We start from the raw sequence: 26176 nt of genomic DNA, 5'->3' as shown, positions 1-26176 counted from the left end.
CCGGCTTCGTCCCCCTCCCCAAGGAGCACCGCAGATGCACGGCACCGCGTACGGAGCCCGATCGAGCGCGAGGCCCTCCCACGGCCCGGGCCGCGCGGCCTGGATGGACGAGGTCCGCGAGGAGGCCGCTGCGGACTTCGCGCAGTGCGTCGCCGACCTCGCCTCGGGCGCACTGGACCTCCCGCTGCCGGGCGGCGGCCGGACCGCCGACCGGTTCCGGGCGCTTGCCTCGGTGGCGCGGCGGGACCTCTCGCTGGTCCGCCTGGTGGAGGGCCACGCGGACGCGCTGGCGATCCTCGCGGAGCTCGGCGGGCCGGAGGCGGGCCCCCGGGAGCGCTGGGGCGTGTGGGCCGCCGAGCCCCCGGGGCAGGGGCTCACCGCGTCCCGCGGCGACCGCGGCTGGGTGCTCGACGGGCTGAAGCGCTACTGCTCGGGGGCGCACAGCTGCACCCGGGCCCTGGTGACGGCCACGGCAGAGGACGGCCGTCGCCTCTTCGCCGTCACCACCGGTGCGGCGCCGGGGGCGGGCCCGGGCGCCGGGCGGTGCCGGCCCGTGGAGGGCAGCTGGCAGGCGCTGGGCATGGCTGCCAGCGACAGCGCCGACGTGGTGTTCGAGGACGTGCCCGCGGTGCCGGTGGGGGGCGTGGAGGCGTACGTGGACCGGCCCGGGTTCCAGCACGGCGGCATCGGGGTGGCGGCCTGCTGGTACGGCGGCGCCCGCGCCGTCGCGGACCTCCTCGGCCGTACGGCGGCACGGCGCGGGCCCGATCCCCTCACCGACGCCCATCTGGGCGCCGTCGACATGCGGTTGCACGCCGCGGCGGCCGTCCTGGCCCGGGCCGCGGCGGAGATCGACGCCGACCCCGGTGACGCCGGGGGCACGGCCCGGCGGCGCAGCCTGCGGGTGCGGGCCTTCGTCGAATCGGTCTGCGCCGACGTCCTGACCCACGTCGGACGGGCCACCGGCGCCGAACCGCTGTGCCACGACCCGTCCCACACGCGGCACGCCACCGACCTCGCCGTCTACGTCCGCCAGCACCACGGCGAGCGCAACCTGGCCGAACTGGGCCGGCTGGTCGCCGGTACGGACCAGCGGTGACGGCGGGCACGCCCGGGACGGCAAGGGCCGCCGGGGCCGCCGGGACGCCGCAGGGTGCGCCGGCCGCCGACCCGATCCAGGCGCCCGGCACCCCGGAGCACCGCTGGCGGGCCTGGCACGGCTTCGCCGGGCTGCCGGCGGCCGACCTGCCCGTGCGCGGCCGGGTGGTGGTCGTGGCGGCCCACCCCGACGACGAGGTGCTGGGAGCCGGCGGCACCCTGGCCCTCCTCGCCCGCGCCGGTCTCGCCCTCACGGTGGTCTCCGTCACCGACGGCGAGCGCTCCCACCCCGGCAGCACCCGCGTCACCCCGGACGCGCTGGCGGCCGTCCGGGCCGCCGAACTGCGCCGCGCGCTCGACGCGCTGGGCGCGACGGACGCCGAGGTGGTGCGCCTGGCCGTGCCCGACACCCGGCTGGCGCACCACGAGGAGCAGGTCGCCGCGGCGCTGGCGCCGCTCCTCGACGGCGCCCGGCTGTGCCTGGCGCCGTGGACCGGCGACGTGCACGGCGACCACGAGGCCGCCGGGCGGGCCGCGACGGCGGCGGCCCGGGCCGCCGCCGTCACCTGCTGGACGTACCCGGTCTGGATGTGGCACTGGGCCCGGCCCGGCGACCCCGCCGTTCCCTGGGACGCGGCCGTCGCGGTCCGTCTGCCCCCCGGGACCGCGGCCCGCAAACGCCGGGCCGTACGGCACTTCGTCAGCCAGACCGCACCCCTGGGACCGGACCCGGCCGACGCGGCCGTCCTGCCGCCCGAGGAGCTCGCCCACCACCTGCGCGACATCGAGGTGTTCTTCACGTGACCGACCAGTCCACCCCGGCCTCGTACTTCGACGCCCTGTACGACCGCGCCGAGGACCCCTGGCACCTCGCCGAACGCCCCTACGAGCGCCGCAAGTACGACCTGACCCTCGCCGCCCTGCCGCAGGAGCGCTACCGCCGCGCCTTCGAACCGGCCTGCTCGGTCGGGGAACTGACCCACCGCCTGGCGGCCCGCTGCGACGCGCTCCTCGCCTGCGACCGGGTCGCCCCGGCGGTCGCGACCGCCCGGCGCCGCACGGCCGGGCAGCCGCACGTGGAGGTCCGGCAACTGACCGTGCCCGCGCAGTGGCCCGACGGAACCTTCGACCTGGTCGTACTCTCCGAGCTGCTCTACTACCTCGACGCGGCGACCGTACGGACCCTGCTGGAGCGCACCGTCGAGGCGCTCGAACCGGGCGGGACCCTGGTGACCGTCCACTGGAACCACCCCGTCCCCGAGCACCTCGCCACCGGGACCGGCATCGCGCGGAGCCTGGCCGCGACCCCCGGCCTGCACCTGCTGGCGGACCACCGCGAGGACGACTTCGTCCTCCAGGTCCACCAGCGCCTCCTCCCGGACGGCAGCCGGCCGGCGACCCCCGCCGAGCGGGAAGGGCTGGTGTGACCGTCCGCGCGGCACGGCCCCGTGCGTCCCTCGAAGCCGTGGCCGTCGTGGTCCCCGCCCACGACGAGGAGGACCTGCTGCCGGCCGCGCTCGCCGCCCTGCGCACCGCCGCCCGGCACCCGGCCCTGGCCCGCGTACGGGTGCTGACCGTGGTCGTCGCGGACGCGTGCCGCGACGACACCGCGTCCCTGGCCCGCGAGGCCGGAGCCACCGTCGTCACCGGCCGCTTCCGCAACCCGGGCCGGGCCCGCGCCCTCGGCGTCCGCCGGGCCCTGCGGGAGCTCGGCGGACCGGCCGCCCGCACCTGGATCGCCACCACCGACGCCGACAGCGAAGTCCCCCCGGGCTGGCTCGCGCACCACCTCGCCCGGGCCCGGGAGGGCTGGGAGGCGGTCGTCGGCACCGTGGTCCTGCCCCGCACCTCGCCGCTCGCCGACCGGCTCCGGGCCCGCTACGAGGAGACCCGGCCGCCGGGCGGGGAGTGGCGCCACCCCCACGTCCACGGGGCCAACCTCGGAGTCGGCGCGGCGGCCTACCGGTCCGTCGGCGGCTTCCCACCCCTCGCGTCCGGCGAGGACCACGCCCTGGTGGACGCGCTGAAACGGGCCGGTCACCGGGTCCTGCCCACGGCGCTCTGCCCGGTCCTCACCTCCCCGCGCGTCCGCGGCCGCGCCCGTGGCGGCTTCGCCGACGACCTGGCGGCCCTGGGCCCGTGCCCCGGGCATCCCGAGGAGGCCTGAACCGGCGCGAGGACGCCTGAACCGGCGGGGCGGGAGCGGCGAGGGGGCCACGGCGGCCGCACGGCCGCCGCCGGGCCGGGCCGCCGGCCGGGGACCCGGCCGGCGGTCATCCGTCACGGCCCGCCGGTCACCAGCCGCCGTCGAAGAAGGCCAGGAGGGCGGGCGCCGGATCGGCCGTGGTGGTCGCGTTCGCCACCGCGACGACGGCGAAGGCCGCGGCCACCAGGGCCGCGAGGACGGCGAACGACCGCAACACGCGCCGCGTGCGCCGGTCGCCCGCCGCCGCTCCCGGACCCCTGCGCCACGCCACCACGGCCAGGCCGAGGAGGACGACGGCCACCGTCGCGGCGGCCACGGCCAGCACCGCGTGGTACCGGGCGAAGTCGCCCACCATCACCTCCACGGCGGCCGGGCCCGGATCGCCCGCCCGCGGGAGGGCGGCCAGGTGCTGCCCCGTCTGGGCGAGCACCGCGGCCAGTTCACCGTCGGCGGTGCGCAGCGGCAGCACCGGCAGCAGGGACGAGAAGGGCGCCGCCGCGCCCTGGACGTTGGCCAGGACCGTCACCAGCGAGAACAGCGCCAGCGCCGTCACCACGCTCCCGGCCGACGCGAGGGCGGCCCGCCGCCCCGCCCCGGACCCGGCCCGCAGGAACGCCTTCCAGAGCAGGACGCCGAGCGTGCCGAGCACGATCAGCAGGAGCGCCGCGGCCACGGCCTTGACCACGTGATAGTGCGTCCAGTAGGCGACGACCCGCTCCAGGCCCGGTGTGAAGGCCCGGTCGCCGGAGTTCCAGTAGCCGACGAACGCCGCGGAGAGGCTCTCGACGAGACCGCGCCGGTCGCCGAAGCCCCCGCCCGACAGGCGCGCCGCGAGCGGGCCGGGGGCGCCGACGAACGCGGCGGCGAGGACGACGGCGAGAGCGGCGAGCGCGGCGTACGCGCGGCCCGGGGCGCCGGGGCGAGGGAGGGCGGGACGGGAGGGTCCGTGTGGGCGGGCGGACCGTGGGGTGGTGGGCATGCGGACGACCCTGGCGCACCGGCACCCACCGGGTCACTACGGCCCGCCACCCGCCCGGGGGTGGGGCGGGCCCCACCCCCGGCGCGGTCCCGTCCGCCCCGGCGCCGTCCCTCGGGGCCGGGGCGCGGGGGGTCAGGGGGCGGTGGGGGGTTCGGGGTCGAGGAGGCCGTGGCGGTGGGCCAGGTAGCCGAGTTGGAGGCGGCTGGTGGCGCCGAGGCGGCGCATGAGGTCGGAGACGTGGCGCTGGCAGGTGCGCACCGAGATGCCCAGGGCCCGGGCGGTGGCCCGGTCGTCCTCGCCCTGGACCAGGTGCTGGAGCACCGAACGCTTCGTCTGCTCCGCGATGTCCTGGAGGAACGCCTTCTCGCGGGCCTTGCCGAGGGCCTCGCCCGCCGTCCAGAGCACGTCGAACACGTCGGCGGCGAAGCCGACGAGGTCCGGGCTGCGCACGATCAGGGCGCCGCCGGGGGCGCCGTGCAGCGGGACGACCAGCAGCGTCCGGTCGAGGACCAGGCAGCGGGGCAGGTCGCTCGTGACCGTCCGGAACTCGCCGCCCAGGCGGGCCATCTCGGCGGCGTAGCCCACCGTCGGGGGGTGGAAGCGGGCGGCGTGCTGGTAGAGGGTCCGCAGCCGGACCCCCCGTTCGAGCAGGTCGCGGTCGCGGTCGCGGGCTCCGCCCAGTTCCCGGGCCGGTCGCGCGCCGCCGGGCTGGGCGCTGAGCACTTCGCGCTCGCACTCGCCGGCGGCCAGGTCGAGGATGCGGTTCACCTCCGCCGGGGACTCGACCCGCTCCAGGGGCGGCCCGTGGAGGGTCCGCTGCTGGGTGGCGTGGATGAGGGCGAGCTCGGCGAGCTGTCCGCGCATGCGCAGCAGGTCGAGCTGGGCCCCCTGCAGCCGGTCCTCCCAGCCCTTGAGTAGTCGGCCGGAGACGTCCGTCGGGTTGGCTGCCGCAAACCGGTTGGTGCCGGCCTGGCGGACCAGGCCGGCCGCCATGAGCGTGTCGAGGAGCCGGATGGTCACGCCGCGGTCCCGCCGGGTCAGCAGCTGCTCCAGTTCCAAAGGCCCCTGTTCAGCGAATTCGCGGTAGAGGTCTATCTCCGCGGGTTTGAGTTCCCTGGGTGGGTCCCGGTCCTCCGGGCACCGCTGTGCGGGTAATTCCACTGTGGACACCTTCTCGTTCGCGCCAGTCGCGAACGCGATGCTAGAGCGCCCACCTTTCGGGCGCCCCGCTCAGGCGCATGTATCGGACATCTTCCGGACGTATCCGGATCGACCCCGGTGCGGCGGGGGAACGCCCTGGTGGGGTGCGGTGCGCACGGTCGCGGAGGGTGATTCGTCCGCTATTCGAACGGGTTGCGTCGCAGGTGTGCGGCTTCCGGTGCGGCTGAAAGTTGCTGAAACCCTTTGCTGGCGTCTTCCCGACAGTCGGGAAGACGACGGTCCGGACCCGTTGGTGAACCGTCCGCTCCGGTGGAGCCTGGTGGACGACGCGCCGGTCCGGTGCGTCCGGTACGGCGGTGACGTCGGGTACGGCGGTGGCGTCCGGTACGGCGGTGAGCGGAGCGGAAAGGGTGCGAGGCATGGCAGGAACGTCCCCGCCGGCGGTGGGGCCGCGCGGCTCAGCCGTCCGACGGATGGACCACCTCCACGCCCTGCGCCCGCAGTTCCTCGACCACCGGAGAGCTCTCCGGCGCGTCCGTGACGATCAGGTCGATCCGGTCCATCGGGCAGATCCGGCCCAGGGCCGTCCGGCCGAGCTTGTCCGCGGTCGCCACCAGGACGACCCGTCGGGCGGACGCCACGGCCGCCCGCTTCACCTGGACGTCGTCCAGGTTGTACGCGGTGGCGCCCTGGATCGGGTCGACCCCGCAGCAGCCGAGGACGAACGTGTCGAAGCACAGGTCCCGGAACGTCTGGACCGGGGTGTGGCCGTGGAAGGAGAGCTCCTCGGGGCGCACTTGGCCGCCGGGCAGCAGCAGTTGGATGCCCGGCTGCCCGGAGAGCTCGAAGGCGGCGTGCAGTGAGAGCGGGGTGACGGTGAACTGCCGGCCGGCCATGGCCCGGGCGATGGCCACGGCGGTGGTCCCGGTGTCCAGGGCGACGGTCTCGCCGTCGGTGAGCAGGTCCATCACCGAGGCCGCGAGGCGCTCCTTGGCCTGTGCGCCCGACATGGCGCGGACCGCGTAGGGGGGCTCGACGCCGCCCGGGAGGTTGCTCACGGCGCCGCCGCGGACCCGGCGCAGGGCGCCGCGCGACTCCAGTACCTCCAGGTCGCGGCGGATCGTCATCTCGGACGCGCCGGTGGCGCCGGCCAGCTCCGCGACGGTCGCGCGGTTCTCCTTCATGAGCAGCGCGACCACGAACTTGTGTCTGTCCATCACGTTCATGTGTCTGCTTTTAGCACAGGGGAAGGGGTCTCCGGCACCCGAGTGCGCATGTCGCCTGTTGAAATGAACATTCACGGTGAGTAGTCTGCGGTGCAGGTTGTGAGTTTCACGCTGTATCGAACGCGGATGATGTTCATTTCCCAACGATCGACGAGGAGAGCGATGTCCGCCACCCGTGGGACCGACCCGTCCAAGACGGCGCGGCCCCTGCTCACCACCGTCGCCATCGTCGCCTCGTGCGTGGCGTTCGTGGTGATCGGTGCCCTGCAGGCGCTGTACGGCCCGGCCATCCCCGCCCTGCGCGAGGAGTTCGGCATCAGTCCCGCGGTGGCGGGGCTCAGCCTGAGCGCCCACTTCATCGGAGCCCTGCTCGGCGTGCTCGTCTACCACGTCCTGCGCGGCCGGCTGAACAACCGCACGCTCCTCGGAGCCTCCTACGTGCTCATGGCGGCCGGCGCGGCCGTCTTCGCCTTCTCCCCGACCTGGATCCTGGCGCTGGCCGGCACCTTCGTCATCGGGCTGGGCTTCGGCGGCATCGACTACGGCCTGAACCAGCTCTTCGCCATCGGCTTCGGCCGCCGCAGCACCGCCATGCTGAACCTGCTGAACGGCCACTTCGGCGTGGGTGCCATCGCCGGCCCCGCCCTGATCGGCTGGCTCGGCGCGGACAGCTACCCGCAGATCTTCCTCGGGATCGGCGTCGTCTGCCTGCTCATCCTGCCGACCCTCGGCGGCGTCGCCGCCCGCGAACCCGAGCCCGCGGCCACCGAGGCCGGCGGGGCCCGCGGAGCGCGCGTACTGCCCGTCATCGCCGCGTTCGTCGGCGTCTACGTCCTGCACGTGGCCATCGAGACCGGCGTCGGCGGCTGGGAGCCCACCCACCTGGAGGCCGTCGGGTACGGCGCCGCGACCGCCGCCACCGCGACCTCGGCGTACTGGGCCGCCATGACCATCGGCCGGTTCGTCATCGTCCCGCTCAGCCTGCGCTGGTCCGCGCCCTCGATCCTCACCGTCTGCTGCGCCGGCATGGCCGGCTTCCTGCTGCTCGCGACCGTCCCCGCCTTCGCCCCGTACGCCTACTTCGGCGTCGGCCTGATGATCGCGCCCATCTTCCCCACCTGCCTGCCCTGGCTCAACCGCGCCGTGCCCAGCGTCGCCGCCGCCGGGGCCTACGTGATCGCCGCGTCGATGATCGGCGGCGTCGCCTTCCCGCCGCTGCTCGGTGCGGTGATCGACACCATGGACGTGCGGGCCGCTCCGCTCGTCCTGTTCGCGCTCGCCGTCGTCTGCGTCGGCCTCAGCGTGTGGCTGCGCAGGCACGCGCCCGACCCCGACGGAGTGCGGACCCCCGGCTCCGAAGCGGTGCCCGACACCGTCCCGACCCAAGGAATCCACGGATGAAAGCCGTACTGTTCGACCTGTTCGGCGTGATCGCACGCCTCCAGTCGCCCGCGTCCCAGGCCGTGTTGGAGGAGACCATCGGGGCCGACCGGGAGCGCTTCTGGGCGGCGTACTGGGGCCACCGCGCTCCGTACGACCGCGGCGACGTGACGGGCCCCGCCTACTGGCGGGGCGTCTGCGAGAGCCTGGGCATCGCACCCGACGCACGCCTGACCGCCGACCTGATCGCGGCCGACCTGGACAGCTGGAGCGGGATCGACCAGCACGCCGTGGACCTGCTCGACACCCTCGCCGGCCGAGGCCACACCCTCGGCCTGCTGTCCAACATCCCCGAGGAGCTGGCCGCCCGGTACGAGACCACCCACCCCTGGCTGGACCGCTTCTCCGTCATCGGCTTCTCCTGTCGGATCGGAAGCGCCAAGCCGGAGCCCGCCGCCTACGCGTGGTGCGTACGGGAGCTGGGGCTGGCACCCGGAGAGATCCTCTTCGTCGACGACCGGGCGGACAACGTCGCCGCCGCCCGCGAACTCGGCCTGGACGGACACGTCTTCACCACTCCCGACGCGCTGGAGGCGGCCCTGGCGGGCCCGCCGGTGTGACCTCGGCGCGGACCTCTCCGGTGTGCCGTGAACCGGTGCGGAACGGCACACCGACCGGACACCCGGAATTGGCACAACAGTGGTTGTCAGGGCCCGTTGGAATGTGATCGTATGAATGAGAAGGCGCCGGAACCCCGATCTGCAACGGGTGAGGAAACCGGGCCGCCCGCGGGGCGCGACGCCCCGCCGGACCAAAACCACACCGACGCGAAGACCGCCCGGGTCACACGACCGCCGGTCCCCCGTCTCCCCGGACGTGAGCGATTCCTCTCCGTCCGAACCCTGACGTTCACCTGTCACCCGCGTGAGAAGGAAAAATGGACACCAAGGAAGTCACGGATCACCTCTATTACCCCGTCAGTGAACGAAAGATGGAACGGGGCGAAGGTGTCTACCTGTACGACGAGGACGGCAGGCGCTTCCTCGACTGCGCCTCGGCGACGTTCAACCTGAGCCTCGGATACTCGCACCCGGTCGTCATCGCCGCAATGAAGGACCAGCTCGACAAGGTGGTCCACATGACCTCCTCCTACCAGAGCGACCCGATCAACGGGCTGGTCCAGCGCCTGGTCGAGACCTCGCCGAGCGGCCTGACGAAGGTGCACCCGAAGGTCTCCGGCGGCTCGGCCGCCAACGAGGGGGCCATCAAGATGGCCCAGCTCGCCACCGGCAAGTCCGATGTCATCACGCTGTTCCGCAGCCACGTCGGCCAGACGATGATGATGACCTCGATGTCCGGGAACGCCTTTCGCCGCGAGCCCTTCCCGAACCTCTTCCCGGGCAGCCTCCAGGTCCCCGACCCGTATTGCTTCCGCTGCTTCTACGGGCAGAAGAAGGAAACCTGCGGAATGATGTGCGTGGACCGGCTGGAAGACTTCGTCGATTACGCCAGCAGCGGCCGCGTCGCCGCCGTCCTCATCGAGCCGATATCCGGCAACGGCGGGAACATCGTCCCTCCCGACGGATACATGCAGAAATTAAGGGCCTTCTGCGACGAGCAGGGAATAGCCCTCATCTTCGACGAGATCCAGACCGGAATAGGCCGGACCGGCCACATGTTCGCCGCCCAGTACTTCGGCGTCGAGCCGGACGCGATCACCACCGCCAAGGGCCTCGGCGGCTCGGGCGCCCAGGTCGCCGCGATCCTCACCAACGAGCGGCTCGCCGGCCTCCCCGCCAACCACCACTCGTTCACCTACGGGTCGAACCTGCTCGCGGCCGCGGCCGCGAACGCCACCCTCGACATCGTCCGGCAACCCGAGTTCCTCGCCCACGTCACCCGCACCGGCGCCGCCATCATGGAGCGCCTGCGCGACATGCAGACCCGCTACCAGCCCATCGTGGACGTCCGCGGCGTCGGCCTGATGATCGGCTTCGAGATCGCGGAGCCCGACGGCAAACCGGCCGTCAAGCTCACCAACCACCTCGCCGCCAAGGCCATGGACCACGGGCTGATCCTGCGCACCTCGCGCTACGGCTACGGCAACGTCCTCAAGATCCGGCCGCCGCTGATCCTCACCATGGACCAGGCCGAGGAGATCTGCGACAAGCTGGAGAACCTCTTCCTCGCGGAGCTGGCCCGATGAACCGGACGACGGGGACGACGCGAACCGACGGGACCGACGGGACCGACCGGGCCGCACAGGCGGAGCGGATGCGGCTGCTGCTCACCGGCCTCGGCGCCCACGTGCGCTCCGAACTCCTCGCCTACGCCGACCGCGGCCTCGCCCGCCGCGTCCACGGCGACTCGCCGGGCGGAGACGCGCAGTTCGACGTGGACGACGTGGCCGAGCGGGCCGTGCTCGACCACCTGCGCGCCCACGCCGAGATCCCGCTCGCCCTCTACACCGAGGACGGCTCCTACGTGGAGCTCGCCCCCGACCCGCAGGTCCTCCTCGTCGTCGACCCGATCGACGGCACCCGGCCCACCTCGGCCGGCCTGGAGATGGGCATGGTCTCCATCGCCGCGGCGCCCTACGGCGACGGCGCTCCCACCCTCGCCGACGTCACCGCCGCCTGCCTGGTCGAGATCAAGAGCGGCGCGTGGATCTACGGCGACGAGGCGCACGGCCTGACCAGCGGCGGCTTCACCACCCCCGTGCCGCGCCTGAGCCGCACCACCGACCTCACCCGCATGTTCTGGTCGATCGAGTTCAACGGCCACCCGATGCGCCTGATGTCCGACGCGTACGCGCACCTCGTCGACCGCTCGGCCAACACCGGCGGCATCTTCGTCTTCAACAGCAGCACCTTCTCCATCTCGCGCATCATCACCGGCCAGCTCGACGCCTTCGTCGACATCGGCAACCGGGTCCTGCGCGACCACCCGCACACCGAGGCCGAGTTCCTGCGCGTGGGCCGCGGTTCGATCCTGCACCTCTTCCCCTACGACATCGCCGCCGCCGTCTACCTCGCCCGCCTCGCCGGCGTGACGATCACCGACGCCTACGGCGCGGACCTGGGCAGCACCTCCCTGGTGGACCTCGGCCCCATGAACCAGAAGTCGTGCATCGCCGCGTCCACGCCCGAACTCCACGCACAGCTCCTGGAGTCCGTGGACTGGGACCTCGCGGCGGCCACCACCACCCCCGACACGACGGAGGCCTCATGAAGGCGCTGACGCTCACCGCCGACCGCACGCTCACCCTCGTCGACCACCCCAAGCCGGTACCCGAACGCGCCGACGACGTCGTCATCCGCGTCGCGCAGAGCGGCATCTGCGGCACCGACCGCAGCGTGCTGGTCGGCAAGTTCCCCGCCGAGACCGGCGTGGTCATGGGACACGAGGCCGTCGGAGTCGTCGACGCGACCGGTCCGGGCGCCAGCCGCTTCGCCGTGGGCGACCGCGTCATCGTCAACCCCACCCTGTACTGCGGCACCTGCCCCGCCTGCCTCGAAGGCCACTGGAACTTCTGCGAGCGCAAGGCCGGCACCGAGGTCGGCCTGGACTACGACGGGTCCTTCGCCGAGTTCATCCGCCTGCCCGAACTCTTCTGCCACGCGATACCCGACGGCATGAGCTTCGACCGCGCCGTCGTCGTCGAACCGCTGGCCTGCGCCCTCAACAACATCGAGGCCGGCCGGCTCACCGCCGGCGAGAGCGCGGTCGTCGTCGGCGGCGGCCCGATGGGCGTGGTCACCGCCATGGCCGCCCAGCTGTACGGGGCCCGGGTGCTGCTCGTCGAGCCCGACCCGATCCGCCGCCGGCTGGACCGCGAGGTCTTCGACGCCCCCGACTTCGGCGGCCGCGTCACCGTGCACACCCCCGACGACACCGAACTGGCCGGACGCGGCGACCTGGTCGTCGACTCCGTCGGCAACCTCCTGGAGCAGAGCATCGGGTACGCCGCGGTCCGCGGCCGGGTCGTCATCATGGGCTTCAACAGCAACGCCACCGCCACGGTGCGGCCGCTGGCCCTGCTCCAGCGCGGCCTGCAGATCATCGGCGCGGGCGACTACAACAGCCAGATCTTCCCCAAGGCCGTCGAACTCGCCCGGACCCTGCCGCTGGAGCGCGTGGTGACCCACCACTTCGCCCTCGCGGACCACGAGGAGGCGTTCAAGGCCCTCGCCGCCGTCCCCGGAGCCGAGTACAGCGCCCTCAAGGTCGTCCTCGTACCGCCGCACGCCGAGGGGGACGCGTGAGCGCGCGCACGAGCGCCCCGGCGCCCGCCGCCGGGCGCGGGCCGGGCCACCGCATGGCCCGCGCCCTGGTCCCGGGCGCGGCCCGGCCCGTCATCGTCGGCGAATACCCCTACTACCGTGCCGACCCCGCCAACTGGGCCTCGAATCTACGGGAGTTGCGCGCGCTCGGCATCGACGTCGTCTCCTGGTACCTGCCGTGGCGCTTCCACGAGGTCGGCGAGGGGGAGGGGCGGAGCTTCGACTTCACCGGCCGCACCGACCCCCAGCGCGACGTCGTCGGGCTGCTGGAACTCGCCGCCCGCGCCGGCCTGGCCGTCCTGCTCAAGCCCGGCCCCTTCATCCACGCCGAAGTCCAGCTCGGCGGCCTGCCCGACCGCCTCTGCGGGCCCGCGCACGCCCCGTACCAGGGGCTGGACGGCGCCGTGCTCACCTCACAGGCCAAGCCGCTGCCGAGCCTGCTGGACCAGGCCGTACGGACCGAGGCCGACCGCTGGCTGCGCGCCGTCGCCGACGAGGTCGTGGCCAAGGCGGCGGCGCCGTACGGGCCGGTCGTCGCGCTCCAGCTCGGCAACGAGGGCATGGCGGGCGAGGCGCACCTCCCGATCGATGCCCAGGACGCCTCCCCGGCCGGCCGCGAGGCCTTCGCGCGGTGGCTGGCCGGACGCGGCCTCACCGACGAGGCCGCACGGTCCGCCGAGGAACTCGACCGGTGGCCCACCGCCCTGCGGGTGCTGTGGTCCCGCTGGAGCGGCCACGCCATCACCGGCCTGTGGGACCACATCTCCGGTCTCTTCCCGGACGGTCCCGCCCGGATGGCCAACGTGCCGCTGGCGAACGCGGCCGCTCCGCGCGCGGCCCTCGACGCGTGGGCCGCCCGGCAGCGTGCCCTGGCGGGCTCCGGGTACCTGCTCGGCCACACCGAGTGGGTCGGCAACCCGGCCCGCGATCCCGCCGCCCTCTCCTCCCACCTGACCGGGATCCTCCTCGGCGGCACCGACGTCGCCGAGGCCAACTGGGGCTTCACCTGGACCGACGAGACCTTCGCCGCGCCGGGCACCCCCGTGTTCAACGCACTGCTCGCGCTGCTGCTGGGCTCCACCACGGTCAGCGTGTACACCGCGTGCGCCGCCGGGACCTGGGACGCCCTCGTGGACATGGACCCCGAGGGCCTGCGCGCAGAGGGCGTCGACCCGGCCCTGCACGCACCGCCCTACTGTCCGGGCGCGCCCCTCGCCGAGTCCGGTGCGCACCAGGCCAACGCCGGGGGAGTGCGGCTGCTGGCCGCCTTCCTCGACCGCTTCGGCGGCATCCTGCTGGACACCGAACCGGAGCTGGACGCACTGGTCCTCCTCGACCGGGCCCTGCCCGAGGCCGGGGCCTGGCAGCGCGGCGGCGGCCGCACCCCCCTCGGTGAACTCGCCGACTCCGTCCACGCGCAACTGCGCGACTCCGGGCGGCTCATCGGCCTGGGATGGCTCGACGCGCACCGCGTCCCGGACCGGGCCGTCCCCGTCGGCGTCCTGCGCGCCGGACACCCCGACGCCCCCGCCGTCCCCGGCGAGCTGACCGTCGCCGCGAGCGCCCCGGCCGCCGGGGCGGTCGCCGCGTTCGTGGCCGCCCTCCCGTCCGCGGGCGCGCCGCGCGGCACCTCGGAGGGACGGCGCGCGGTCCTGCTCGCCCGGACCGGCCCCGAGGACGTACGGGTCATCGGCGGCTTCAACCCGACCGACGCCGCCGACCGCATCACCGGCCCGGACGGAGCCTGGGAGCTGGACCTGCCGGCCGGCTCGGCCGTCGTCGCCGTCTCCCGCGGCCGAGCCCTCCTGGGCTGGCTGGCGACCCCGGCCCCGGAGCGCTCGGCCGCCGCCGCCCTCACCTGGGCCGGCGAGAAGGCCGACGCGCTGCGCGTCACGGCCTCCTGAGACGCGGGCGGCGGGGCAGCGCACCTGACAGCGCGCACCCCGCCGCCCGCCCCTTCCCCTCCCGTCCGCATCCCGTTCCGCCCCCCCCGCGCCCCGGCCCCGTACCGCGGACGCCGCCGTCCGTGCCGGGACGCACGCGTCCGGGAGTGCCTCACGAGACGTGTGTGCCGCGTGGCCGTCGGTAGCCGTCGCCCGCCGCGCGTATCGACCGTGCATTCGGGAAGGGGCAAGGACATACGGAAGGGTGATGCCGCATGGTTCGCGGAATCGGCAGCGAGCGCTTCACCGTCGCGGTGCGGGCCGTGGACGGAACCGTCGTCCTGAGCCTCGACGGGGAGCTGGACCACGACACGGCGCAGCCGTTGCGCGAGGCCCTCGACGCCGCGGTCACCCCGGGCGGACGGCTGCTCGTGGACCTGGGCGGTCTCGGGTTCTGCGATTCCACCGGACTGAACGTCCTCCTCCACACCCGGCTCACGGCCCGCGAGGCCGGTGCGAGCCTGGAGCTCGCCGGACTGCGCGGACCGGTCGCCCGGATGTTCCGCATCACCGGCGCGGACGAGGTCTTCCCCGTACACGGCAGCGTGGCGGAGGCCCTGGACGGACAGGGAGGTCCGGACGGCCCCAACGGCCCGGACGGCCTGTCCGGCTGACACCCGCCGCCGCCCCGGCACCCGGGCCCGGCCCGGGACACGGAGGAGTCTGAGCGTCATGGAGCAGCGGCGGTCACCCCGCAGGACCTGGTACCTCGGGCTGTCCGGCGCCACCGACGTCGTGACGCGCAGCCGCACCTTCGCGCGCCGGGCCCTGATCGCCTGGCACTGGCTGCCGGCCGCGGTGGACGAGGACCGGGAGGCCGCCGACGACGTGCTGCTGCTGGTGTCGGAGGTCGTCGCCAACGCCCGTCTGCACGGCGGCGGGCCCGCGGCGCTGCTGCTGCACTGCACCGGCGACCGGCTGCGGATCGAGGTCACGGACGCCAGCCCGGACCCGCCGGTGCCGGTGCGTCCGGGGCCGGGTCCCGGGGCCGCCGGGTCGGGACGGCCGTCGGGCGGACACGGACACGGGCTGATGATCGTCGAACGGCTGGCCCGCCGCTGGGGGTTCCTGCGGCACCCCGGCGGCAAGTGCGTGTGGGTGGAGGTCGCGGTCCCCGGGCCGGTACGCGACGCCTGGCCGGGCGGCGGGCGCCCCGTCCCCGGCACCGGCGCGTGAGGGCGGCCCGGCGGGGGGGGGCGTACGAGGGCCGGCGAGGGTCATCCGGTCGGGTGACGACCGGGACTGCGCCGGTCGGGTGACGTCCGGGGCCGGGCCGGCCTGCGCGCAGGCCCCGGGGCGCCGGGTTCCGGGCGCCCGGTCGTCTTCCCGCTCCGGCCCCGACGGCCGCGCCGCGGTCCGCGACCGCCCGCCACCGTGCCTAGCCTGTCTCCGCATGACGGTCGAAGCAGGTCACGTGCGCCGGGAGCGGCGCCGGTTCGTCCGGGCCGCCCTGCTGGGGGCGGCCGCCGGAGCCGCGGGCCTCGCCGGGCTGCTGTCCGGCGGCGGCGGCAGCCCGCCCGGCGGCGCCCACGGCTCGCCGGGCCGCCGCCGGCGCCCGAACACCCCCGAGGACGCGCTGCGCGAACTCCTGGCGGGCAACCGGCGTTGGCGCAGCAACGACGGGCAGCACCCGGACGAGTCGCCGTCCGTGCGGCAGACGCTGGTCTCCGGCCAGCACCCCTTCGCCGTGGTCCTGGGCTGCGTCGACTCCCGCGTCCCGCCGGAACTCGTCTTCGACCAGGGCCTGGGCGACCTGCTGACGGTGCGCTCGGCCGGCGCGGTACTGGACGAGGCGGTCCTGGCGAGCATCGCGTACGGGGTCCTGGAACTGGGCATCCCCCTCGTCGTCGTCCTGGGCCACCAGTCGTGCGGGGCCGTCGCCACCGCCGTCCACGCGGCCGAGGTGGGCGGTGAACTCCCCGGCCACATGCAGTACCTCGCCGACCAGATCCGCCCCTCGATCGACTCCACCCTGATGGGACCGGCGCGCGTCGACTCGGCGATCACCGCCCACATCGACCTGGTCCGGGCCCGCCTGGCCGCCGACCCCGTCCTGGCGCCGAAGGTCGCGGCACGCACCCTGTCGGTGATCGGAGCCCGCTACGAACTCACCGACCAGCGGGTCCACCGCGTCGCCGGGGGCTGACGGCCGACGGCGCCGGCCCGCGGCCGGGCCCCGTCGTCAGCCGACGTCCAGCGCCGGGGCCCGCCCGCCCTCGCGCAGGGTCGCGTGCACCGACCAGACCACCGACACCAGCGGTACCGCGACCACCGCGCCCACGACGCCCGCCGCGATGGCGCCCGCGACCACCGAGATCGCCACCACCAGGGGATGCAGGCGGACCGCCCAGCTCATCACCAGCGGGTGCAGCAGGTGCCCCTCGATCTGGCCGATCACCACGATGAGCGCGATCACGATCGCCGCCGTCAGCGGCCCCTTCGCGGCGAGGGCGACCACCGCCGCCACCGCCAGCGCGACCGGAGAGCCGACCAGCGGCACGAAGGCGGCGAAGAACTCCAGCACCGCCAGCGGCACGGCCAGCGGGACCCCGAGGAAGTACAGCGCCACCCCGACCAGGACCGCGTTGGTCCCGGCGACGAGCACGATCCCGTGCGTGTACCCCGTGAACGTGCGCCAGGCCGCCCGCCCCGCCAGGTCCCACCGCACCCGCAGCCGGTCCGGCAGCTGCGCGCAGAACCACTTCCACTGCCGGTCGCCCGAGTGGATGAAGAAGAGCGACGTGAACAGCGCCAGCGCCAGGACGGTCAGCACCTGCACCAGGTGGCTCGCGCCGCTGATCGCCGTGCTGAGCAGCGTCGAGCGGTGGCTGGACAGGAAGTCGCCGACCTTCGTGTGCAGGTCGGACAGGGCCGTCGGGTCCAGCCGGAACGGCGGCCGCTGCAGCCACGCCGTGATCCGGTCCAGGCCGTCCCGGAACTCCCGCGTCAGCTCCGTGCTCTCGCCCGCCACCGCCTCGCCCACCAGCGCAAGCACCCCCAGCACGAGCGCGATCCCGCCGATCAGCGTGAACGCGACGGCGAGCCCCCGGGGCAGCCGGCGGGCCACGAGGTCCGCGACGGGCCGCAGCATCGCCGTGACGACGAGCCCGAGGAAGAGGGCGACCCCGATCTCGTGGAACCGCCCCAGCACGACGAAGACCGCGTACACGGCCGCCCCGACGACCAGCAGCCGCCACGCGTGGGCCGCGGCCGTACGGAGGAACGGGGACACCTGTGGCTCCATGCCCATCGAGTTACCACCCCGCCCCCACCGCCCACACCCCCACCCCCACGTTCGCCCGACCGGGCGGCCGTACGGGCGTACGCGGCGGCCGTGCGGGACGCCCCTCCGGGACGCGTGGTGCGGGGTTACCAGGGGACGACCACGATCTGGTCCGCGTCCTCGTAGACGACGCGGCCCGGGGACGGGGATTCGACGCGCCGGCACGGAACTCCGTGGGAGGCCAGGAGTTCCAGGTAGCCGGTGACCCGGGCGACCGGTTCGGCCGACGTGGTCTTGAACCAGGCCGTGGCGCCGGGGTGCACGTCCGGGTCGTAGACCCGGGGGTCGACCTGCGACGGGTCGGTGACGTGGGCGTCGTACCAGTCGTTGCCGGCACGCCAGAAGCGGTACTGCGCCGCGTCGAGCCGTCCGGACCGGGCCAGGCGGTTGGCCAGGGCGAAGACGCCGGGGAAGCGGCCCCGGGGGTCGCGCTCCGTGCCCTGGAAGCGCACGAACAGGGCGGCCCCGTCCGTCACGCCGGCCCCGTCCGGGCGTCCGGCCCGGGGCGGCCGTAGCGGAGCTGGACCACGCCGTTGCCGAAGCTGCGGGTGCCCTCCAGGCGGAGCGGCGCCGCGGCCGCGTCGGGCGGGAAGAGCGGTGTGCCGCGGCCGATGCGCACCGGGTGGACGTAGATCCGGTACGCGTCCACCAGGTCGTGGCGCAGGAAGGAGGCGGCGAGGTCCGCTCCGCCCAGGGCCAGGTCCCCGCCCGGAGCCGCCTTCAGGGCGGCCACCTCCGCGGGGACGACCTCGCGCACCAGCGTGGAGTTCCACGCGTCGGCCCGCGGCAGCGTGCGCGAGTACACGTACTTCGGCATGGACCGCCAGATCCCGGCGAACTCGGCCACCGGCCCCGCGTTCGCCGGGTCGTCGTCGGCCGTCGGCCAGAACGCCGCCATCATCTCGTGCGTGACGCGGCCGGTCAGGAAGGCGCCCATCGCACGGAGTTCGTCGTTGAAGTGCCGGTGCAGCTCGTCGTCGACGAGGTGCCAGCCGATGTCCCGCCCGGGTCCCTCGACGAAACCGTCCAAGGAGACCGACATCATCAGGGTGACGCGTCGCATGGCCCGCACCCTACGCCCGATCGCCGCCGCCCGGGCCCCGGCCGCGGCCGTCAGGCGTGTCGACATACTGGGCGGTGTGAAGACCGGAAACGAGAACGACAGCGAGAGCGCACGCGCGATCGGCCACGAGAACGGAGCGGGCGGAGCGGGCGACGCGCCGCCCGTCCTGTTCGACGTCCGGGGGCACACCGGGGTCATCACCCTCAACCGCCCCAGGGCACTCAACGCCCTCACCCACCCCATGGTGCTGCGCATCGACGAGGCCCTCGCCCGCTGGGCGCAGGACCCGGCCGTCCACCAGGTCCTGATCCGCGGCGCGGGCGAGCGCGGGCTGTGCGCCGGCGGTGACATCCGGGCCATCCACGACGACGCCAAGGCCGGGGGCGGCGCCTCCGCGGCGTTCTGGCGCGACGAGTACCGGCTCAACGCGCGCGTCGCCCGCTACCCCAAGCCGTACGTGGCCCTCATGGACGGCATCGTCATGGGCGGCGGCGTCGGCGTCTCCGCCCACGGCAGCGTCCGCGTCGTCACCGAACGCTCCCGCGTCGCCATGCCCGAGACCGGCATCGGCTTCGTCCCCGACGTCGGCGGCACCCACCTGCTCGCCCGCGCCCCCGGACTGGTCGGCACCCACCTCGCCCTCACCGGCGCCGCGGTCGGCGCGGCCGACGCCGTCTACTGCGGCCTCGCCGACCACTGCGTCCCCGCCGCCCGGCTCCCCGAACTGACCGCAGAACTCGCCACGTCCCCGGCCGCCACCGTGCTGGAGCGGTACGCGACCGCGCCCGGGCCCGGCGAACTGGCCGGCCGGCGGGGCTGGATCGACCACTGCTACGCCGCGGACACCGTGGAGGAGATCGTGGAGCGGCTCCTCGGCCACGGCGACCCCGCCGCGAAGGAGGCCGCCGAAACCGTCCTGGCCAAGTCCCCCACGTCCCTCAAGGTCACCCTCGCCGCCCTGCGCCGCGCCGCGGCCCCCGGCCCGCTGGAGCGGGACCTGGTCCGGGAGTTCCGGGTCTCGTGCCGCGCCCTGGCCGCCCCGGACCTGGTCGAGGGCGTCCGCGCCCAGGTCGTCGACAAGGACCGCGCGCCCCGCTGGTCCCCGGCCGCCCTCGCGGACGTGACGGACGCCGAGGTGGAGCGCTACTTCGCCCCGCTCGGTGCGGAGCGCGAACTGCGCCTGCCGGCGGCCGGGGAGGCCCCGGCCGCCGGATGACCGCACGGGACCGGCGGCTACGAGGAGACGTACTCCCTCAGGTGGCGGGCGGTGAGCGTGTCCGCGTCCGCCACCAGGGCCGCCGGGGTGCCCTCGAAGACCACCCGGCCCCCCGCGTGGCCGCCGCCCGGGCCGATGTCGATCAGCCAGTCCGCGTGCGCCATCACCGCCTGGTGGTGCTCGATGACGATCACCGAGTTGCCGTCGTCGACGAGCCGGTCCAGCAGCGCGAGCAGCTTGTCCACGTCGGCCATGTGCAGCCCGGTCGTCGGCTCGTCGAGGATGTACGTGGAGGACTTCTCCGCCATGTTGATGGCGAGCTTGAGCCGCTGGCGCTCGCCGCCCGAGAGGGTGTTGAGCGGCTGCCCGAGCCGCAGGTAGCCCAGTCCCACGTCGGCCAGCCGGCCCAGGATCGCGTGCGCCTGCCCGGTGGTGAAGAACGCGTGCGCCTCCGCCACCGGCATGTCGAGCACCTCGCTGATGTTCTTGCCGCGCAACCGGTACGTGAGCACCTCGGGCGTGAACCGCCGGCCCTCGCACTGTTCGCAGACCGAGGCCACCCCGGCCATCATCGCCAGGTCCGTGTAGACGAGCCCGAGGCCGTTGCAGTTCGGGCAGGCCCCCTCCGAGTTGGCGCTGAACAGGGCGGCCTTGACCCCGCTGGCCTTGGCGAACGCGGTCCGGATCGGGTTCAGCAGACCTGTGTACGTAGCGGGATTGGAGCGGCGGGAGCCGCGGATCGGCGACTGGTCGGCCACCACCACGCCGTCCCGCCCGGCCAGGTAGCCGTGGATCAGCGAGCTCTTCCCCGAGCCCGCGACGCCCGTCACCACGGCCAGCACCCCCAGCGGCACCTCGACGTCGACGTCCTTGAGGTTGTGCAGGTCGGCGCCCTTGACGGACAGGTGCCCGCGCGGGGTGCGGACCGCCTCCCGCAGCCGCGCCCGGTGCCCGAGGTGGCGGCCGGTGAGCGTGCCGGAGGCGCGCAGACCGGCGAGGTCACCGCTGTAGCAGAGCTCCCCGCCCGCCGTGCCCGCGCCCGGACCGAGGTCCACGACGTGGTCGGCGATGGCGATGACCTCCGGCTTGTGCTCCACGACCAGCACGGTGTTGCCCTTGTCGCGCAGCCGCAGCAGCAGGTCGTTCATGCGCCGGATGTCGTGCGGGTGCAGGCCGGTGGTGGGCTCGTCGAAGACGTACGTGACGTCCGTGAGCGACGAGCCCAGGTGCCGGACCATCTTGACCCGCTGCGCCTCGCCGCCGGACAGCGTGCCCGACGGGCGGTCCAGGCTGAGGTAGCCGAGGCCGATCTCGACGAGGGAGTCGAGCAGGTCGCGCAGGCCCGCGACCAGCGGCGCCACGCCGGGGTCGTCGATCCCGCGGACGAAGGCGGCCAGGTCGCTGATCTGCATCGCCGAGCAGTCGGCGATGTTGACCCCGTCGATACGGGAGGACAGCGCGGCGGCCGAGAGGCGGGTGCCCGCGCAGTCCGGGCAGTCGGTGAAGACGACGGCGCGGTCGACGAAGGCCCGGATGTGGGGCTGCATGGCCTCGCGGTCCTTGGCCAGGTGGGTCCGCTGGATCTTGGTGATCAGGCCTTCGTAGGTGAAGCCGTTGGAACCGGCCTTCACCTTCACCGGCGCCTTGTGCAGCAGGTCGGCCCACTCCTGCTCGGTGAAGTCCGCCAGTCTGGTGTCGGGGGAGTAGAAGCCCGAGTTGACCATGTTCTGCCAGTACCAGGAGTCCACGGCGAAGCCGGGGACGGTGATCGCGCCCTCGTTGAGGGTGAGCGAGCGGTCCACGAGCTGGTCCACGTCGATGTCGGACACCTGGCCGATGCCCTCGCAGCGCGCGCACATGCCCTCGGGGGTGTTGAAGCTGAAGGCGCTGGAGGTGCCGATGTGCGGGGTGCCCAGCCGGGAGAAGACGATCCGCAGCATGGTGTAGGCGTCGGTGGCGGTGCCCACGGTGGAGCGCGAGTTGGCGCCCATCCGCTCCTGGTCGACCACGATGGCGGCGCTCAGGTTGTGCAGCCCGTCCACGTCCGGCCGGCCCAGGGTCGGCATGAAGGACTGGATGAAGGCCGTGTACGTCTCGTTGATCATGCGCTGCGACTCGGCGGCGATGGTCCCGAAGACCAGGGACGACTTCCCGGAGCCCGAGACGCCGGTGAAGACGGTGAGGCGGCGCTTGGGTATGTCCAGGGAGACGTCCCGCAGGTTGTTCTCCCGGGCTCCGCGGACCTGGATGACCTGGTGGCTGTCGGCGGCGATCTGCACGGAACTCCTCGCGGTGGCGGTGGTTCGGCTTACTTTATACACTGTACGCTATACGCTGTAGTGAGTTTTTGGACCAGAGAGATGAGGAGTGCGGATGGCGCGGGACCGGAGCGGTGCGGGCGACCCCGTCCGCACCCTGCGACTGCTGTGGCGCGAGAGCGGCGCCGAAGCCCGCCCCGGGCGGCGCGGCCCGCGGCAGGGCCTGAGCGTGGACGCCGTGGTGCTGGCCGCCACCGCCCTCGCCGACGAGGAGGGGCTCGCCGCCGTCACCATGCGCGCGCTGGCCCAGCGGCTCGGCGTCACGCCGATGACGCCGTACACCTACGTCCCGGGCAAGGCCGAACTGCTCGACCTCATGCTCGACGGCGCGTACGGGCGGATGCGCCGCGGGCGGCCGGTGCCCGGCGAACCGTGGCGCGCGCGGATCACCCGCGTCGCCGAGGACAACCGGGCCCTGCTCGCCCGCCACCCCTGGATCGCCGACCTCGCCGTCACCCGGCCCCCGCTGGGGCCCGGGGTGATCGGCAAGTACGAGCAGGAGCTGGCGGCCTTCGACGGCATCGGCCTGACCGACGCCGAGATGGACGCCGCCCTGACGCACCTCCTCGGCTTCGTCCACGCCAACGCGCTGGCCGCCGCCGACGCGGCCCACCACAACAGCCGGCAGAGCGACGAGGACTGGTGGGCCGTCAGCGCCCCCCTGCTGGAGCAGGTCCTGGCCCCCGGCCGCTACCCCCTGGCCGGCCGGGTCGGGGCCACGGTGGGCGCGTACGACCCGCAGGCCGTCTGGGCGTTCGGCCTGCGCTGCGTCCTGGACGGCCTCGCCCGACTGATCGAGACCCGGGAGCCCTGACGCCCGGTCCGAAGGACGCGCGCCGGCCGCGACGCCGCCTTGTACAACGGGGCCGAGGGGCAGCACAGTTGAGCCGGTCGACACCACCGTCCGAAGGGCCGACGGCCCGAAGGCCCCGAAGGTCAGGAGAGCCGCTTGTCGCCGAACAGCGCGTCCGTCCCCGCCCACCGCGTCGACCCGGCCGGCGGCTGCCCGCACGCCCTCAACGCGCGCCTGCGCGCCCGGGGCGCCGTGGCGGAGGTCGTCCTGCCCGGCGCCGTGCCCGGAGCCGTGGTCCTGGGGCACGAGGAGCTGAAGGAGTTCCTCGCCCACCCCGACGTGGCCAAGGACGCCCGGCACTGCCCGGCCCTGCACGACGGGTCGATCGCCCGGGACTGGCCGCTGCGGGTCTTCGCCGACGCCCAGGGCATGCACACGGCCGACGGCGCGGACCACCGGCGCCTGCGCGCCCTCGTCGGCAAGGCCTTCACCGCCCGCCAGGTGGAACGGCTCCGGCCGCGTGTGGAGGAGCTGGCGGACACCCTCCTCGACGACCTCGCCCGGGCCGCCGCCGAGGACCCCGACGGCGCCGCCGACCTGCACGCGCACTTCGCCCTGCCGCTGCCGATGAACGTCATCTGCGAACTGCTGGGGGTGGACCCCGAGCACCGGGGGCGGCTGCACGAGCTCTCCCACACGGTGATCGTGGCGACCGACACCACCCCCGCCGAGGCGATGGCCGCCGCGCGCGAGCTCGTCGCGCTCATGGGCACCATCGCGGCCGCCCACCGCGCGGCGGCGGCCCGCGGTGAGGCGGGCGAGGACCTGACCAGCGCTCTGATCGCAGCCCGCGAGGGCGACGACGGCGACCGCCTGAGCGAGGCCGAACTGATCGGCACCATGCGGCTGATGCTCGTCGCGGGCCACGAAACCACGCTGAACCTCATCGTCAACGCCGTCCGCGCCCTGTGCACCCACCCCGACCAGCTCGCCCTCGTACGGGAGTCCAGGGCCACCTGGTCCGACGTGGTGGACGAGACCCTGCGCTGGGACGGCCCCGTGAGCTGGTTCCCGTTCCGCTACCCCACCCGCGACCTGACCGTCGGCGGGACCGTGATCCCCCGGGGCACTCCGGTGCTCGCCGGATACACGGCGGCGGGCCGGGACGCGGCCTTCCACGGGCCGGACGCCGACCGCTTCGACATCACCCGCCCCACGGCCGCCCGGCATCTCTCGTTCGGCCACGGCGCGCACTACTGCGCGGGCGCCCCGCTGGCCCGGCTGGAGGCCACCATCGCCCTGGAGCGGCTCTTCGCCCGCTTCCCCGACCTCGGCCTCGCCGCCCCGGAGGCGGACCTGCCCCACCAGCGCAGCTTCATCGGCAACGGCGTCCGGGCGCTGCCGGTCCGGCCGGGGCGCAGCGCCGGGTGAGGGTGCGCCCGGCGCGTGGGCCGGTCAGCCGTTGCGCCCCATGTGGTCGCGGTGCTGGTGGCGCTGGTGGTTGTTCTGGTTGTTCATGTTGTTCTGGTTCTGGTCGTTCTGGTTCGGGTTCTGGTTGGGCGTCTGGCTCGGGTTCGTCTCCTTGAAGCCGCTGCACTCGGTGCGGTCGTTGCCCTGGGACACCGTGTACTTGGCGTTCTCCACGTTCGCCATCTGGAAGCCGCCGTCCTGCCCGATGGCGAACGAGCCGCCCGCGGCGGTCGGCGAGGACAGGAAGGCGGAGCCCGGGGTGAAGCCGCCGCCGGACAGGCGCACCATCCCGTTGGGGAGGACGCCGGAGATGGAGCAGGTGGCCGCGGGGACCGCGGCGGCCTGGGTCCACGCGAGGGCGGCCGGGGCCACCAGGAACGAGCCCGCCAGTGCGGGGGCGAGGATCAGGAGACGTACGCGTCGGTTCGACATGGTTCCTCCCGCGAGGGAGCGAGGTGTGCGTCCTCCCATCGTCTCCCGCCCGGCCCCGGCTGTCGATCGGGGGCCCGCGCGGGCCCGCCCGAGTACGCGCGCCCCTGCGGGGCGGGATCGGCCCAGCGGCGCACCGGCCGTCCCGTGACGATCCGTCAAGGAGCGGACCGGGTGCGTGCGACGGGCGACGGCGGCGCCCCTACGCGGTGCGCGGGCGCGGGGCCGGCGGCGCGACCTCGGTGCTCAGCCAGCCCAGGGCCTCGGGGTACATCCCGATCCAGGTCTGGAAGTTGTGGCCGCCGGCCGGGCGGACCAGGGTCCGCACCCGGACCCCGGTGCCCGCCGCGGCCGCGGCGAAGGTCGCGAGCTGGGCGGGCGGGCTGTCCCTGTCCTGGGCGGAGGTGGCCAGGAACAGCCCGACGTCCGCCGTCCGGGCGTGCGCGACCAGCCAGAGCGGGCTGTTGCGCTCCCGCAGCACCGGATCGGGCAGCACCTCGGGATCGCCCGTCAGCGGATCGGGGTCCAGGGCCGCGCCCGCGCGGAACACCTTCGGATACTGGAGGGGCAGCTTCGCCGCGCAGAACCCGCCGGTCGACACCCCCATCAGCCCCCATCCGGCGGGCGAGGGCAGCGTGCGGAAGGTGCGCGCGACCAGCTCCGGGACGTCCTGCGCGAGCCAGTCGGCGATCCGGCGCCCGGGGACGTTGCTGCAATCGGTGTTCACCCCGCCCGGGTAGATCTCCGGGATCACCACGATGAAGGGGTGCGCCGTGCCCCGCTGCACCAGCCGCGTCAGCGCGCCCGGCATCTCGCCGAGGTCGATCCAGGTGCGGGGCGTGCCCGGGTAGCCGTGCAGCAGCACCAGGACCGGAAAGCGGGTCCGGTCCGCTCCGGGCGCGTCGTACCCGGGGGGCGTCCACACCGTCACCCGGCCCGCCAGCTTCGAGTGGGAGCCGCGGAAGTAGGTGCTCCGGGTGCCGTCGCCGTCCGCGGTGAACCGCGCGCGGCCCACCGGCGGCCCGGTCATCGCGCCCGCGTCCTGCCCGGCGTCGGTGCCGAGCAGGTCGTCCCAGGAGGAGTAGAGCCCGTAGCTGCCGTTGATCCAGGTGGCCACCACGCAGATGGCGGTCAGCTGGCACAGGCCCAGCATCAGCACCCGTGCCGGCCAGCGCAGCCAGCGCGGCCCCGGGAGCCTGTTCCACAGGAGGAGGGCCGCGAGCATGGCGAGCACCGTGACGGCGATCAGTGTGGCGAGGAACGACGTACTGGTCAGCTCCACGGCGCCGGCTCCTGACGGACGGAGGGGGTGATGCGGGGGATGTCCG

25 protein-coding genes are annotated in these 26176 nt (G+C 74.5%); 16 read left to right on the top strand and 9 right to left on the bottom strand.

Annotation, left to right across the window (positions count from 1 at the left end):
- Positions 1-103 precede the first annotated feature (103 nt).
- The 4 genes from CP968_RS06020 to CP968_RS06005 are packed head-to-tail and all read left to right on the top strand — an operon-like array spanning position 104 to position 3265.
- Entirely contained in the window at positions 104-1099 is a 996-nt protein-coding gene (locus CP968_RS06020) for an acyl-CoA dehydrogenase family protein (RefSeq protein ID WP_150521751.1), read from the top strand.
- The gene (locus CP968_RS06015) at positions 1096-1902 is read left to right on the top strand and encodes a PIG-L deacetylase family protein (protein WP_150517004.1); all 807 of its coding nucleotides are present in this window, start codon (positions 1096-1098) and stop codon (positions 1900-1902) included. The genes CP968_RS06020 and CP968_RS06015 overlap by 4 nt, the downstream gene beginning before the upstream one ends.
- The gene (locus CP968_RS06010; RefSeq protein WP_150517003.1) at positions 1899-2525 is read left to right on the top strand and encodes an SAM-dependent methyltransferase; all 627 of its coding nucleotides are present in this window, start codon (positions 1899-1901) and stop codon (positions 2523-2525) included. The genes CP968_RS06015 and CP968_RS06010 overlap by 4 nt, the downstream gene beginning before the upstream one ends.
- A complete protein-coding gene (locus tag CP968_RS06005) occupies positions 2522-3265 on the top strand; it encodes a glycosyltransferase family 2 protein (RefSeq protein WP_150517002.1) in 744 nt (247 codons plus the stop codon). Before CP968_RS06010 ends, CP968_RS06005 begins: the two co-directional genes overlap by 4 nt.
- Positions 3266-3392: 127 nt before the next feature.
- Here the strand turns inward: CP968_RS06005 and CP968_RS06000 are convergent, their stop codons facing one another.
- The 3 genes from CP968_RS06000 to CP968_RS05990 all read right to left on the bottom strand — a co-directional run bounded on the left by CP968_RS06000 (position 3393) and on the right by CP968_RS05990 (position 6661).
- Complete coding sequence (locus CP968_RS06000) at positions 3393-4283, bottom strand: hypothetical protein (RefSeq protein WP_189828885.1); 891 nt, start codon at positions 4281-4283, stop codon at positions 3393-3395.
- A 132-nt stretch (positions 4284-4415) separates the two neighbouring features.
- Entirely contained in the window at positions 4416-5342 is a 927-nt protein-coding gene (locus tag CP968_RS05995) for a helix-turn-helix transcriptional regulator (protein WP_150517001.1), read from the bottom strand.
- A gap of 560 nt (positions 5343-5902) precedes the next feature.
- Entirely contained in the window at positions 5903-6661 is a 759-nt protein-coding gene (locus CP968_RS05990; protein WP_229886239.1) for a DeoR/GlpR family DNA-binding transcription regulator, read from the bottom strand.
- Positions 6662-6832: 171 nt separating this feature from the next.
- Here CP968_RS05990 and CP968_RS05985 point away from each other — a divergent pair, with 171 nt between their 5' ends.
- The 9 genes from CP968_RS05985 (at position 6833) to CP968_RS05945 (ending at position 16422) form a co-directional block, all read left to right on the top strand.
- Complete coding sequence (locus CP968_RS05985; RefSeq protein ID WP_189828884.1) at positions 6833-8071, top strand: MFS transporter; 1239 nt, start codon at positions 6833-6835, stop codon at positions 8069-8071.
- Positions 8068-8670, top strand: a complete 603-nt coding sequence (locus tag CP968_RS05980; RefSeq protein ID WP_150516999.1) for an HAD family hydrolase — start codon at positions 8068-8070, stop codon at positions 8668-8670. The genes CP968_RS05985 and CP968_RS05980 overlap by 4 nt, the downstream gene beginning before the upstream one ends.
- 371 nt (positions 8671-9041) lie before the next feature.
- Entirely contained in the window at positions 9042-10256 is a 1215-nt protein-coding gene (locus CP968_RS05975) for an aspartate aminotransferase family protein (RefSeq protein WP_229886238.1), read from the top strand.
- On the top strand, positions 10253-11281 hold the full coding sequence (locus CP968_RS05970; RefSeq protein WP_229886237.1) for an inositol monophosphatase family protein: 1029 nt from the start codon (positions 10253-10255) through the stop codon (positions 11279-11281). The genes CP968_RS05975 and CP968_RS05970 overlap by 4 nt, the downstream gene beginning before the upstream one ends.
- A complete protein-coding gene (locus CP968_RS05965; RefSeq protein ID WP_150516997.1) occupies positions 11278-12315 on the top strand; it encodes a zinc-dependent alcohol dehydrogenase in 1038 nt (345 codons plus the stop codon). The genes CP968_RS05970 and CP968_RS05965 overlap by 4 nt, the downstream gene beginning before the upstream one ends.
- On the top strand, positions 12312-14237 hold the full coding sequence (locus tag CP968_RS05960; protein ID WP_150516996.1) for a beta-galactosidase: 1926 nt from the start codon (positions 12312-12314) through the stop codon (positions 14235-14237). Before CP968_RS05965 ends, CP968_RS05960 begins: the two co-directional genes overlap by 4 nt.
- Positions 14238-14491: 254 nt before the next feature.
- Complete coding sequence (locus tag CP968_RS05955) at positions 14492-14890, top strand: STAS domain-containing protein (RefSeq protein WP_150516995.1); 399 nt, start codon at positions 14492-14494, stop codon at positions 14888-14890.
- A 58-nt stretch (positions 14891-14948) separates the two neighbouring features.
- Positions 14949-15452 carry an ATP-binding protein gene (locus CP968_RS05950; protein ID WP_150516994.1) on the top strand — a complete coding sequence of 168 codons (504 nt, stop codon included), beginning with the start codon at positions 14949-14951 and terminating at the stop codon, positions 15450-15452.
- Positions 15453-15669: 217 nt separating this feature from the next.
- Positions 15670-16422 (top strand): carbonic anhydrase, encoded by a 753-nt coding sequence (locus tag CP968_RS05945; RefSeq protein ID WP_150516993.1) that lies wholly within the window; start codon positions 15670-15672, stop codon positions 16420-16422.
- Between the two features lie 36 nt (positions 16423-16458).
- Here the strand turns inward: CP968_RS05945 and CP968_RS05940 are convergent, their stop codons facing one another.
- From CP968_RS05940 to CP968_RS05930, 3 genes are all read right to left on the bottom strand, one after another.
- Positions 16459-17526: an AI-2E family transporter gene (locus CP968_RS05940; protein ID WP_150516992.1), complete on the bottom strand. Its 1068-nt coding sequence runs from the start codon at positions 17524-17526 to the stop codon at positions 16459-16461.
- A 119-nt stretch (positions 17527-17645) separates the two neighbouring features.
- Positions 17646-18035, bottom strand: coding sequence for a hypothetical protein (locus tag CP968_RS05935; RefSeq protein WP_150516991.1), 390 nt, complete (start codon positions 18033-18035; stop codon positions 17646-17648).
- The gene (locus tag CP968_RS05930; RefSeq protein WP_150516990.1) at positions 18032-18622 is read right to left on the bottom strand and encodes a dihydrofolate reductase family protein; all 591 of its coding nucleotides are present in this window, start codon (positions 18620-18622) and stop codon (positions 18032-18034) included. Before CP968_RS05930 ends, CP968_RS05935 begins: the two co-directional genes overlap by 4 nt.
- Between CP968_RS05930 and CP968_RS05925 the strand changes: the two genes are divergently transcribed.
- Positions 18621-19838 (top strand): enoyl-CoA hydratase/isomerase family protein, encoded by a 1218-nt coding sequence (locus CP968_RS05925; protein WP_150516989.1) that lies wholly within the window; start codon positions 18621-18623, stop codon positions 19836-19838. The two genes, CP968_RS05930 and CP968_RS05925, sit on opposite strands and share 2 nt — an antisense overlap.
- A 17-nt stretch (positions 19839-19855) precedes the next feature.
- On the opposite strand, the gene CP968_RS05920 is transcribed toward CP968_RS05925, so the two are convergent.
- On the bottom strand, positions 19856-22117 hold the full coding sequence (locus CP968_RS05920) for an ATP-binding cassette domain-containing protein (RefSeq protein WP_150516988.1): 2262 nt from the start codon (positions 22115-22117) through the stop codon (positions 19856-19858).
- Positions 22118-22211: 94 nt separating this feature from the next.
- On the opposite strand from CP968_RS05920, the gene CP968_RS05915 reads away from it, so the two are divergent.
- Both CP968_RS05915 and CP968_RS05910 read left to right on the top strand, forming a co-directional pair.
- Positions 22212-22970: a TetR/AcrR family transcriptional regulator gene (locus tag CP968_RS05915; protein WP_150516987.1), complete on the top strand. Its 759-nt coding sequence runs from the start codon at positions 22212-22214 to the stop codon at positions 22968-22970.
- Between the two features lie 135 nt (positions 22971-23105).
- Positions 23106-24380: a cytochrome P450 family protein gene (locus tag CP968_RS05910; RefSeq protein ID WP_150516986.1), complete on the top strand. Its 1275-nt coding sequence runs from the start codon at positions 23106-23108 to the stop codon at positions 24378-24380.
- A gap of 24 nt (positions 24381-24404) precedes the next feature.
- On the opposite strand, the gene CP968_RS05905 is transcribed toward CP968_RS05910, so the two are convergent.
- Positions 24405-24851 (bottom strand): hypothetical protein, encoded by a 447-nt coding sequence (locus CP968_RS05905; RefSeq protein WP_150516985.1) that lies wholly within the window; start codon positions 24849-24851, stop codon positions 24405-24407.
- A 199-nt stretch (positions 24852-25050) separates the two neighbouring features.
- Entirely contained in the window at positions 25051-26130 is a 1080-nt protein-coding gene (locus tag CP968_RS05900) for an alpha/beta hydrolase (RefSeq protein ID WP_150516984.1), read from the bottom strand.
- Positions 26131-26176: the final 46 nt, after the last annotated feature.

This window comes from Streptomyces subrutilus (genome assembly GCF_008704535.1).
Classification (GTDB): Bacteria; Actinomycetota; Actinomycetes; order Streptomycetales; family Streptomycetaceae; genus Streptomyces; species Streptomyces subrutilus.
Note: the sequence above shows the minus strand (reverse complement) of the source record. Positions and strands in the feature narration are given on the sequence as shown.